11 protein-coding genes are annotated in these 11,676 nt (G+C 64.7%); 5 read left to right on the top strand and 6 right to left on the bottom strand.

Annotated features, from left to right (window positions below; all coding sequences use genetic code 11):
• Nucleotides 1–141: 141 nt before the first annotated feature.
• Nucleotides 142–513, top strand: a complete 372-nt coding sequence (locus IVB18_RS05630) for a cyclic nucleotide-binding domain-containing protein (protein ID WP_247988258.1) — start codon at nt 142–144, stop codon at nt 511–513.
• Nucleotides 510–1,322 carry an MBL fold metallo-hydrolase gene (locus IVB18_RS05625; protein ID WP_247988257.1) on the top strand — a complete coding sequence of 271 codons (813 nt, stop codon included), beginning with the start codon at nt 510–512 and terminating at the stop codon, nt 1,320–1,322. Before IVB18_RS05630 ends, IVB18_RS05625 begins: the two co-directional genes overlap by 4 nt.
• A gap of 188 nt (nt 1,323–1,510) precedes the next feature.
• Here the strand turns inward: IVB18_RS05625 and IVB18_RS05620 are convergent, their stop codons facing one another.
• The 3 genes from IVB18_RS05620 to IVB18_RS05610 form a co-directional block, all read right to left on the bottom strand.
• Complete coding sequence (locus tag IVB18_RS05620; protein WP_247988256.1) at nt 1,511–2,008, bottom strand: TPM domain-containing protein; 498 nt, start codon at nt 2,006–2,008, stop codon at nt 1,511–1,513.
• 3 nt (nt 2,009–2,011) lie between these two features.
• Nucleotides 2,012–2,902, bottom strand: coding sequence for a YgcG family protein (locus IVB18_RS05615; RefSeq protein ID WP_247988255.1), 891 nt, complete (start codon nt 2,900–2,902; stop codon nt 2,012–2,014).
• A 144-nt stretch (nt 2,903–3,046) separates the two neighbouring features.
• Nucleotides 3,047–3,646, bottom strand: coding sequence for a LemA family protein (locus IVB18_RS05610; RefSeq protein WP_247991562.1), 600 nt, complete (start codon nt 3,644–3,646; stop codon nt 3,047–3,049).
• A gap of 191 nt (nt 3,647–3,837) precedes the next feature.
• Between IVB18_RS05610 and IVB18_RS05605 the strand changes: the two genes are divergently transcribed.
• From IVB18_RS05605 to IVB18_RS05595, 3 genes are read left to right on the top strand one after another with little or no spacing between them, the layout of a single operon-like run.
• Nucleotides 3,838–4,692, top strand: coding sequence for an enoyl-CoA hydratase (locus IVB18_RS05605; protein WP_247988254.1), 855 nt, complete (start codon nt 3,838–3,840; stop codon nt 4,690–4,692).
• Nucleotides 4,693–4,697: 5 nt separating this feature from the next.
• Nucleotides 4,698–5,846, top strand: coding sequence for an acyl-CoA dehydrogenase (locus tag IVB18_RS05600; RefSeq protein WP_247988253.1), 1,149 nt, complete (start codon nt 4,698–4,700; stop codon nt 5,844–5,846).
• A 17-nt stretch (nt 5,847–5,863) separates the two neighbouring features.
• Nucleotides 5,864–7,060, top strand: coding sequence for an acyl-CoA dehydrogenase family protein (locus IVB18_RS05595; RefSeq protein WP_247988252.1), 1,197 nt, complete (start codon nt 5,864–5,866; stop codon nt 7,058–7,060).
• Nucleotides 7,061–7,227: 167 nt separating this feature from the next.
• Here IVB18_RS05595 and IVB18_RS05590 read toward each other — a convergent pair whose 3' ends face one another.
• The 3 genes from IVB18_RS05590 to IVB18_RS05580 form a co-directional block, all read right to left on the bottom strand.
• Entirely contained in the window at nt 7,228–9,552 is a 2,325-nt protein-coding gene (locus IVB18_RS05590; RefSeq protein WP_247988251.1) for a xanthine dehydrogenase family protein molybdopterin-binding subunit, read from the bottom strand.
• Nucleotides 9,553–9,747: 195 nt separating this feature from the next.
• Nucleotides 9,748–10,623, bottom strand: a complete 876-nt coding sequence (locus IVB18_RS05585; protein WP_247988250.1) for a dihydrodipicolinate synthase family protein — start codon at nt 10,621–10,623, stop codon at nt 9,748–9,750.
• Between the two features lie 65 nt (nt 10,624–10,688).
• Entirely contained in the window at nt 10,689–11,654 is a 966-nt protein-coding gene (locus tag IVB18_RS05580) for a VOC family protein (RefSeq protein WP_247988249.1), read from the bottom strand.
• Nucleotides 11,655–11,676: the final 22 nt, after the last annotated feature.

Genomic DNA, 11,676 nt, shown 5'->3' with positions numbered 1-11,676 from the left:
ACCGGCGTGGCGGCGTGAAACAAATTGTGAGCCGATGCTGCCCTGCGGCAGACCGCCGGGCTTAGCCGAAGGGGTTGTTTGCCGGACATTGGTCCCCGGCTAACATGGCGAGTCCCGTCAGCCAGAAGGCCAGAGGATGTCATGACGATCGAGAAGTGCGTTCACGAGTTTGGTGTCGATGACGTCATCTTCGAGGAAGGCTCGACGGGCCGCGAGCTGTTCGTCGTCCTCGACGGCGAGGTCGAAATCGCCAAGATCAGCGGCGCGGCCAGGACCACCATCGTCAAGCTGGGCAAGGGCGAGTTCTTCGGCGAGATGGCCGTGATCGACGGCTCAGCGCGCTCGGCGACGGCGATCGCGGCCGTGCCGCATACAAAGGTGATGAGGATCAATCACGCCCGCTTCGTCTATCTCGTCAGCCAGCAGCCGGCGTTTGCGCTGATGGTGATGGACGCGCTCTCCAAACGCCTGCGCGCCTCCAACGCCGTCACCTACGGGGCAGCGCAATCATGAGCGACCGCAAGCCCACCGCATTCCCGATCCTGATGAAGAACGACATTTGCTCGCTGATCCAGGCCGCGGACGACGTCTACCAGATCCGCTTCTCCAACCGCGCCGCCAACGCCTATCTCATACGCGGCTCGGCGCGCACGATCCTGATCGATGTCGGGCTATCCTCGAATTATCCGGCGATGGTGGAATGCCTGAACTTCATCGACTGCCCGCCGGAAAAGATCGACATGGTGGTGCTGAGCCACGAGCACCTCGACCATATCGGCGCCGCCTGGCACTTCAACGAACGCCGCACTTTTGTCGCGGCTCATCGCCTTGCCGCCAACAAGATCATGCTGCGCGATGATTTCTCGATGCTGCGAAAGATGTTCAACGAGCCGAACGTGCCGATCAACATCGACATCTGGCTCGAGGAAGGCAATCTGATCGACCTCGGCAATTTCCGTCTCAACGTGATGTATACGCCGGGCCACACCTCGGCCTGCATCACGCTGTTCGACCAGGACAAGGGCCTGCTGTTCGCCGCCGACACCCTGATGCCCGGCGGCGTCATGGGCGGCGTGTTCGGCTCCGGCAGCATCTCCGACTACATCCAGTCGCTTGAGCGCATCAAGGGGCTGGATACGAAGATTTTGCTGTCAGGGCACGGACGGCTGTCCGATACGCCGCAGGAAGATGTACGGATCGCGATTGCGAGGTCGCACGGTCTGCTGGAAGACACCGCGCAATTGTTCGACGCGCTGGATGCGCGTTCGAATTTCGAACCGATTATGCAGTCGGTCAGGGATTTGAACAAGCTGGATGATTAGGGGGCTCTCGCCGAGCCCGTCCATTCGCGAGGCGAAGCACGATGCACCCACAATGTCGTCCTGGCGAAGGCCAGGACCCATACCGCGAGGTCCATCGATGGTGAGCGGTGTGAGTTCCGAACGATGAGTCCTCGCCAAACTTCTCCCTGGGGTTATGGGTCCTGGCCTTCGCCAGGACGACGTCGGAGCTACATCACCACTGGCTCATCCGGCAGCTCGTTGCGATGCGGGCCTTGCGGCGGGAAATGCTTTGCCAGCTCTCGCGTCACCGCCTCGATGCCGCCGAGCACGCCGCGCTCGAACTGGCCTGACCTGAACTCCGCCTCCATCGCGCGGCAGATGCTCTCCCAGCCCTCGGCGCCGACCTTCGCGTCGATGCCGCGGTCGGCGACGATCTCGACGTCGCGGTCGGCGAGGAGGAGATAGATCACGACGCCGCTGTTGTGCGCGGTGTCCCAGATGCGCAGATGCGAGAACACGTCGAGCGCGCGCTCGCGCGCCGGCTGGTTGCGGAACAGAGGCGCGCCGTCGAGCGCGCCTTCGACGACGAAACGGACCTGGCCGGAATGTGTGGTCTCGCCCTGCCTGATCGCCTGCTCGATGCGGTCGAGCACGTTTTGCGGAAACACCCGCTTTGCCCGCCAATGGTGCTGGAGCAGATGCCTGCTGATGCGCCTGATGCTCATGACCTACCAGCTCCCCGAGGCACCGCCGCCGCCAAAGCTGCCGCCACCGCCGCTGAAGCTGCCGCTATCGCTGGACGACGAACCGCTGCTCCAGCCGCCGCCCGACGAGGAACCGCTCGACCGGGAGCCGCCGCGCGATGGGCCCGTGGACTTCGGAAAAAGATCGGCGATGAACGCCAGGGAGAAACCGATGAACCCGACGATCACGGCAACGCCGACGGATCCGACAAAGAACAACGCCAAAACACCGATCAGGCTGCCGGTCGCGACTGAGCCCAGCAGTTGCCCCAGCAAGGTGCGCAGAATTCCGCCGATGATGAACGAGGCAAACAGCGTGACCGGGATGATCGGCCCGATGTTTTCCAAATTGCCGAAATTTACGCTGCGCGAGGGAACCGGCAAAGGCTCACCGTCGATGATGCGAACCATGCGATCGACGCCATCAGCGATTCCGCCGGCGAAGTCGCCCGTTCGGAACTTTGGAGTGACGACCTCGTCGATGATCCGCCGCGAGGTCACGTCGGTCAGCGCACCCTCGAGGCCGTAGCCGACCTCGATCCGCAAATGCCGGTCGTTCTTGGCCACCACGAGGATCGCGCCGTCATCGACCTTCTTGCGTCCGATCTTCCAGGCCTCCGCGACGCGGATCGAGAACTGCTCGATCGTCTCAGGCTCCGTCGTCGATACGATCAGCACGGCGATCTGGCTGCCCTTGCGCGTCTCGAAATCACGGAGTTTTTGCGACAGCGCTGCAATGTCGCCGCTCGACAGGGTGCCGGTCTGGTCGACCACGCGTCCGGTGAGCTGCGGCACCGCGACGTCCGCTGAGGCGGGGAGCGACCAGCCAAGCAACAGCGCAAATACGATTATCGTTCGCCACAAAACGCACGACATACTCCTCGTCATCGCCCGGCTTGACCGGGCGATCCAGTATTCCAGAGGCGCCGGAGGGATACGGAGAAGCCGCGGCGTACTGGATTCCCCGCTTTCGCGGGGGATGACGGCGGAGGGTGTGGCGCACATGGGAAGCTTACGCGCCTACTTCGACGGCGCGGGTGCCGGATTGAAGTCGACCTTCGGCGCGGTCGAGATTTCCTTCTCGTTCCCGACCGAGAAATTCGGCTTCTCCTTGTAGCTGAACATCATCGCGGTGAGGTTGCTCGGGAACGAGCGGATGGTGACATTATAGTCCTGCACCGCCTTGATGTAGCGGTTGCGCGCCACCGTGATCCGGTTCTCGGTGCCCTCGAGCTGGGACATCAGATCCTTGAACAGCGCGTCCGATTTGAGCTGAGGGTAGTTCTCGGTGACGACCAGCAGCCGCGACAGCGCGCTGGAGAGCTCGCCCTGGGCGGCCTGGAATTTCTGGAACGCTGCGGGATCGTTGAGCACCTCCGGGGTTGCCTGGATGCTGCCGACCTTGGCCCGGGCATTGGTGACGCCGAGCAGCACGTCCTTCTCCTGCTGCGCAAAGCCCTTCACCGAGTTGACGAGATTGGGCACGAGATCGGCGCGGCGCTGATACTGGTTCACCACCTCCGACCAGTTGGCCTTGATCCGCTCGTCCTCGCTCTGGATCGCGTTGTAGCCGCAATTGGTGAGGCTGAGCGAGGCCAGCGCCGCCAGCACGGTGAGGATCTTTGCGCATCAAACTTTCTCCCGGTGGAATCTGGTGCAAACTATCAGATTGAGTGCGCGAGGCGCCAGACGTCATGCGTCCTTACCTGGGCGCGAAGCAGCCGATTTACGCAAGCCTCTTGCCTATCATTGGCCGACATAGTCAACTCGGAGCAACAATAACACCAAGACGGAAACGCCAAGGGAACGCCATGTCCTCGTTCGAGACCATCCTCGTGGAGAGGCCGGAGCCGGCGATCACCCGGATCGTGATGAACCGGCCCGATGCGCGCAACGCGCAGAACCTGCAAATGACCTACGATCTCAACGCTGCCTTCGACGAGGCAGTGCAGGACGATACGGTCAAGGTCATCATCCTCGCCGGCAACGGGCCGCACTTCTCCTCTGGGCACGATCTGCGGCCCGGCGGAAAGAACGCCGCAGGGGTCGATTTTCCGCCGATCGGAAATTGGGGCGGTTTTGCCGAACCCAACGCCCATGGCCGCTTCGCGCGCGAGCAGGAAATCTACCTCCAGATCACGCGGCGCTGGCGCAACCTCGCCAAGCCGACGATCGCGGAGGTGCACGGCAAGTGCATCGCCGGCGGGCTGATGCTGGCCTGGGCCTGCGACCTCATCGTCGCCAGCGACGATGCGCAGTTCTGCGATCCTGTCGTCGCCATGGGTGTCTGCGGCGTCGAGTGGTTCGTGCATCCCTGGGAGCTCGGCCCGCGCAAAGCCAAGGAATTTCTGTTCACCGCCGATAGCTGGAGCGCGCAGGAGGCGCATCAGCTCGGCATGGTCAACCAAGTCGTGCCGCGCGCGGAGCTGTCATCCTCCGTACTGGCGCTGGCGCGCAGGATCGCGGCAAAACCGTCATTCGCGTTGAAGCTGACCAAGGAAGCGGTCAACCGCTCGGTCGACGTGATGGGCCAGCCGGCCGCGATCGACCAGGCCTTTGCGCTGCATCAGCTCTGTCACGCCCATAACCTTCAGGAGTTCGGCATGGTGGTCGATCCGTCCGGCTTGCATCCCTCCGTGCGCAAGCCCCCGGCGGCCGCGGAGTAGACTCAATGGATCTCAATCTCACCGACGAGCAACGGCTGCTGCGCGAGAGCGCCGAGCGCTTCGTGGCCGAAAGCTACGATGCAGATCACCGCCGCAAGTCGGCGAACGATCCGCTCGGCTTCAGCCCGGCGGTCTGGAAGCAGTTCGCCGAACTCGGCTGGCTGGCGCTGCCGATCGCGGAGGAACTTGGCGGGCTCGGCGGCGGTGCGGTCGAGATCGGCATTTTGATGGAGGCGTTTGGCCGCGGGCTGGTGTCTGAGCCCTATCTCGCAACGGTCGTGCTCGGGGCTGCGCTGATCGATAGATGCGGCAGCACGGCGCAGAAGCAGGCACTACTGCCGAAGATCGCGGACGGAACGCTGAAGCTCGCCTTCGCCCATTCCGAGCGCGCGGCACGGTTCGATTTGGCCAAGGTCGCGACCATCGCGAACAAGACGGCACAGGGCTGGCGCCTCGCCGGCAGCAAGATTGCCGTGCTCGACGGCCATGCCGCCGACAACATCATCGTCTCCGCGCATATCCATGACCATCAAGGTCTGTCCGGCCGGATCGGCCTGTTCCTGGTGCCGGCGCAGACGCCAAGCCTTGCGATCAGCGACTATGCGCGCCTCGGCGGCGGACGGGCCTGCAACATCGAGCTGTCCGACGTGCACCTGCCGGAGGATGTCCTGCTCGGCGACGGTCACGACGCGCTGCCGGCGATCGAATGGGCAGTCGACCGCGCCATGGCTGCGCTTGGCGCGGAAGCCGTCGGCATCATGCAGACGTTACTCGATACGACGCTGGAGTACACCAAGATCCGAAAACAGTTCGGCCGGCCGCTGTCCGCCAACCAGGTGATCCGTCATCGCCTCGCCGACATGGCGATGCAGGTCGATGAGGCGCGCTCGATGGCACTGCGCGCCGCACTGAAGGTCGATGCCGAACCGGTCGAGCGCGCGCGGGCCGCATCGGGCGCGAAGGCGAAGATCGGCAAATGCGCGCGCTTTGTCGGCGAGCAGTCGATCCAGCTTCACGGCGGCATGGGCGTCACCGAGGAGCTCGAGGTCGGCGCCTATTTCAAGCGGCTGATCGCCTTCGACACGCTGTTCGGCGGCAGCGCGCATCATTATCGCCGCCACGCCGAGCTTGGCCGCGCGGCCGTGCCTGCCTGAAATCAGAGGAGCGCACTATGGACCTGTCGTTCAATGCCGAGGAGCGCGCCTTCCAGGACGCCGTGCGCGGCTTCATTGCCAAGAATCTCACCGAGGAGATGAAGCGTGCGACCGCGCTGACGCCGTCGGTGTTCTCCTATCCCGATATCGGCATGGCCTGGCAGCGCACGCTGCACCGCCAGGGCTGGGGCGCGCCGGGCTGGCCGGTCGAGCATGGCGGCCCCGACTGGACGCCGGCGCAGCGCTGGATTTTCGAGACCGAAAGCGCGCGGGCTGGTGTTCCGAACGTCAACGTGATGGGCGTGAAGATGGTCGGGCCCGTCATCATTGGCTTCGGCTCACCGGAGCAGAAGAATTTCTACCTGCCGCGGATCCTCTCCGGTGAGGACTATTGGTGCCAGGGCTATTCCGAGCCGGGCTCCGGCTCCGACCTCTCTTCGCTGAAGACCCGCGCGGTGCGCGACGGCGACGACTACATCATCAACGGCACGAAAATCTGGACCACGCACGCGCATCACGCCAACCGCATGTTCGCACTGGTGCGCACCAGCGACGGGCCGCGGCAGCAGGACGGCATCAGCTTTGTCCTGATCGACATGAAGACACCGGGCATTACAACGCGCCCGATCCTGACCATCGGCGGTGACCACGAGGTCAATCAGGTGTTTTTCGACGACGTGCGGGTTCCGGTGGCCAACCGCGTCGGCGAAGAAGGCAAGGGCTGGACCTACGGCAAATATCTGCTCGAGTTCGAGCGTGGCTCCGGCATCGCATCGGCGAAGCTGCGCGAAGGACTGAAGGAGATCTCGGAGCTGGCTGAATCCGATTTGACCGGACGCGCGATCGACGGTCTCGATATCGCGACACGCATCTCCGAGGTCGAGATCGACATCGACGCGTTGGAGATGACCGAGCTGCGCGTGCTCTCGGCGCTCCAGACCGGACAAAATCCCGGCGCGGTGTCGTCAATCCTGAAGCTGCGCAACAGTGAAATTCGCCAGGCGGTGACGCGGTTAGGGGCCGACGTCATCGGCCACGACGCCCTCGCGGTCGAGCCGATGCGCCCGCTCTACAAGCTCAACCACGAGCCGGCGATCCCGGAGGAGATGCTGACGGTGGTGCCGGAATATCTCAACGGGCGGGCCTACACCATCTTCGGCGGCACCTCGGAGATCCAGCGCGATATTATTGCGAAGATGATGCTGGGGATTTGAGAGAGCTGGTGCAACACTCTCACCTGTCGTCCCGGCGAAGGCCGGGACCCATACCCCCAGGGAGAAGTTGTGGCGCGAAGCGGGTAACCATGAGCCTTCGCCAAACTACTCCCTGTGGCTATGGGTCCCGGGCTCGCGCTTCGCACGCCCCGGGACGACAGCGAGTGTTAAGCGCTCACCCTCGCCTCCTGGATCGCCTTCCAGATCTTCTGCGGCGTCAGCGGGGTGTTGAGCTGGGTGATGCCGAGTTCGGCGAGCGCGTCCATCACGCCGTTGGTGACGCAGGGCGGGCCGCCGATGGCGCCGGATTCGCCGCATCCCTTGGCGCCGAGCGGATTGGTGCGGCAAGGCGCGGAGTCGTCGAGCGTCACCACGATCGGCGGAACGTCGTCGGCACGCGGGATGCAGTAGTCCTGGTAGCTCGCGGTGAGGAGCTGGCCTTCGGCGTCATAGGACACGCCCTCATACAGCGCCTGCCCGATGCCCTGCGCGACGCCGCCATGGATCTGGCCCGTCACCAGCATCGGGTTCACGGCGATGCCGACGTCGTCGACGGTGGTGTAGCGTACGACGCGGGAGACGCCGGTCTCGGGATCGATCTCGACCTCGCAGATATGGGTGCCGTTCGGCCAGCTCGGCCCATCGACCTCGCCTTCGGAATCGACGCTGAGCTTGGCGCCGCGCTCCTTCTCGGCGAGCTCGAACAGGCTGATGCGGCGGTCGGTGCCGACCACGGTGAGCATGCCGCCCTGGTATTCGATGTCCTCGACCGAGGTCTCCAGCACGTTCGCCGCCTTCTCCCGCGCCTTCTGGATCAGATCGTTGGAGGAAACCGCGACCGCGGTGCCGCCGACGAACAACGAGCGCGAGCCGACGCTGCCAAAGCCCGTGGCAAGATCGGTATCGCCCTGCACGACGTCGATCTTGTCCAGGGCAATGCCGAGGCTATCGGAGATCATTTGCGTGTAGGTGGTCTGCAAGCCCTGCCCCATCGCCATGGTCCCGGAATGCAGGATGACGCGGCCCTGCGAGGTCGCATGCAGACTGACCTTCTCGGTGTGGGCGCGGCCGCCGGTCCATTCGATGTAGGAGGTCAGCCCGCGGCCATAGAGCAGGCCCTTCTTCTTCGCGGCCTTCTTGCGCGCGGCAAAACCGTCCCAATCGGCGAGCTTCACGGCGCGATCGAGCATATGCGCAAACGCGCCGGAATCGTAGACCTGCCCGGCCGCATTGGTATAGGGCAGTTGCGCCGGCTTGATGTAGTTCGCTTTCCGGATCGCGCGCGGATCCATGCCGATTTTTCGCGCAGCGGCGTCGAACAGGCGCTCGACGATGAACACCGCCTCGGGCCGGCCTGCGCCGCGATAGGCGCCGACCGGCGCGGTGTGGGTCATCACCGACTTCACCTCGAAATGCACCAGCGGCAGATCGTAGACGCCGGTCTGCACGAAGGGCCCGAGCACCAGCGGAATGATGTTGGCGGCACCCGACGAATAAGCGCCAGTGCAGCCGATCGACTTGACGCGATAGGCCAGTACCTTGCCCTTCTCGTTCAGCGCGAACGACGCGGTCGAGGTGAGATCGCGGCCGTGGGTACCGCCGACGAACTCGTCGGTGCGATCGCCGCGCCAGCGGATCCTCTTGTTCAGCTTGGTCGCGGCATAGGCGACGATGCCGTCTTCCGGATAGAGATTGGTCTTCTGGCCAAACCCGCCGCCGATGTCGCCGACCAGGACACGCACGCTGTCCTTGGGACGCTTCAACACGGCTTCGGCGAGCACGTCGCGGGTCGAGGCCGGCGTCTGCGACTGCACATGCAGCAGGAGACGGCCGGACTTCTTATCGATCTCCGCGATGGTCGAGCGCGGCTCCATCGCTGACGGAACAAGGCGCTGGCTGACAATGTCGAGCTCGACCGTATGCGCGGCCCTGGCGAAGGCCTCATCCGCCTTGGCGGCGTCGCCATAGCTCATCGCACCGACGATGTTGTCGGGCGCCTCGGGCCACACCACGGGCGCGCCGGGTTTTACGGCCTCGACGGGATCGACCACCGCCGGCTGCACGTCATATTCGATCACGATTGCTTCCGCCACGCTCTGCGCGTCGGCACGCGACGAGGCGACCACTGCCGCCACGGCCTCGCCGGCGTAGCGCACGGTTTCGTGCGCGAGCAGTCGCCGCGGCGGCACCGTCATCGGCTTGCCGTCGGGGCGCTTGAAGATGCTCAGCGTCGGAATGGTGCCGATGTCGTCCTTGATCAGCTCGGCACCGGTGTAGATCGCGGCAACGCCGGGCATCGCGGCCGCCGCGCTGACGTCGATCGACACGATCTTCGCGTGGGCATGCGGCGAGCGCAGCACATGCAACCACAGCGCGCCGTCTTCCGGCTTGTCGTCGATGAACTGGCCCTTCCCGGTGAGCAGTCGCTGATCTTCCAAACGCTTGACGGGCTGCCCCGCTCCGAAACGCAAATTGCCGGGAAGAATGTTCATTCCGCTGGGTCCTTGAAGTCTCTTGAAATGCGGCAGCCTTTTAGCGGATCGACGCAGGCGAGACCAGCCGTGGTTTTGGGCGGGTGGGACCATGGATTCGTCGTGCCCGGGCTTGTCCCGCGCATCCACGTTCTTGCTTCCGTGGGGTAAGGCGTGGATGGCCGGGTCAAGCCCGGCCACGACGGGGTGGGGCGATCAGCCCAGCTCCCGCAACGCCGCTTCCACGGCCTTGCGCTGCTCGGCTGTCAGCGGCGTCTGCGGCGGGACTGGATCGCCGACGTCATAGCCCTGCATGGCCAGCCCCGCCTTGATGCAGGCGGCAAGATTGAAGCGGGCGAAGGCTTCGTTGATGCGCCACAGCGTGCGCTGGAGCACCATGGCCTCGTCCCAGCGGCTGGCCTTGCAGAGGTCGTAGAGCGCGACGCTCTGGCGCGGGATAATGCAGGCCGGTCCCGCCATCCAACCCAGCCCGCCGATCAGCATTACCGCGGCCGGGATATGGGCGGAGGCCGAGAACACGCGCAAGGAATCGCCGCAGCGGTTCATGATCGAAAGCAGGCGGCCGGTGTTGGTCGAGGCGTCCTTGATGTAGCCGATGCGCGGATGCTCGGCGAGGCGCGCGATGACATCGAGGGTGAGATCGGAGCGCTGGAATTGCGGATTGGTATAGATGACGACGGGAATGTCCACGGCATCCGCGATGCTGCGGAAATAGGATTCGACCTGCGCGTCGGCGAGCGGGAAGTAGGCCTCCAGGATCGCCAGAATGCCGTCGGCGCCGAGCTTCTGATACGCCCTTGCCTGCGCCACCGCGTCCACCGTCGAGGTGGACGCGACACCGGCCACGACGGGCACGCGGCCCTTCGCGGCCTCGATCGTGGTCTGCACGATCGAGTTGCGCTGCGCGGCGTTGAGATAGGCGAACTCGCCGGTCGAACCGAGCGGCGTCAGGCCGTGCACGCCGGCGCCGATCAGATCGTCGCAGAGCTTGCCTAGAACATTAGTCCGCAACGAGCCGTCGGCATCGACGGGCGAGACGAGATAGGGAAAGACGCCGTGGAATTCGGACATGTCGGATGTGGGCCCCGGAACACTTGTTTGCGCCTGACCGGTATTATCAATGCCCGCGCCGGCGATCAAACCCTGAGCAGGCGCACCCGCGTGCCCCAGGGATCGACGGCCTCCACGCCATTCGCGAGCGCAGTGAGTTTCGCGCCGCCCTTGCGCAGGCGCTCTTCCTGCGCGGCGAGCAGGTCCTGCTTCTCGGTCACCAGCGAGAACCAGGCCAGCCCCGTCGTGGCATCGTCCCGTTGGCCGGCACCCTGGCTCTGCCAGACGTTCATGCCGAGGTGGTGGTGATAGCGGCCTGACGACAGGAACGCGGCGCCGTTGCGGCGACGGGTCGGGTCGAGGCCGACCGTACCGTGATAAAATCGCTCAGCCTCGGCGAGATCGCCGACGCGCAAATGCATGTGGCCGACGCGCAGGCCGTCTGGCGCCCTGGCATAGTCGACAACGCGCGTATTGGTCAGGGACAAGAGGTCGGGGATGTTGAGCTCGTCGGACGCCATCTTCACACTTCCCTCGCTCCATTGCCATTGCGAGGGATCGCGGTCGGCGTAGACCTCGATGCCATTGCCTTCGGGATCGTCGAGATAGACGGATTCGCTGACGAGGTGGTCGGCAAAGCCCGACATCGGCACGCGATGCGAGGCCGCATGCACCAGCCAGCGCGCAAGATCCTTGCGCGTCGGCATCAGGAAGGCGGTGTGATAGAGGCCGGCGGCGTCGCGCGGCTCGATCGCAGCTTCGGGACGGGCCTCGAGCACGACCAGCGTGATGCCGGCCGTGCCGAGCTTCGCGGCTGTGGCCGAGCGCTCCATCACGCTGAGTCCGATCACGTCGCGATAGTAGTCCGCAACCTTGTCGATATCCTTCACCCGCAGCGTCACCATGCCGATCCGCATCGGCGTGCGGCTGGCATAGGCCGGCCCGCCGCCTTGCAGAGTACCCTCGGCGCGCGCCGCGGCCGCAGCAGCCGCCGCAAGCGAGGTGGCGCCGGCGAGTTGAAGCAGGGTGCGGCGGGTGAGGTCGATGGTCATCAGTCAGGGCTCGCTGAAAATC

It is taken from the genome of Bradyrhizobium sp. 186 (assembly GCF_023101685.1).
In the GTDB taxonomy this organism is placed as follows: domain Bacteria; phylum Pseudomonadota; class Alphaproteobacteria; order Rhizobiales; family Xanthobacteraceae; genus Bradyrhizobium.
Note: the sequence above shows the minus strand (reverse complement) of the source record. Positions and strands in the feature narration are given on the sequence as shown.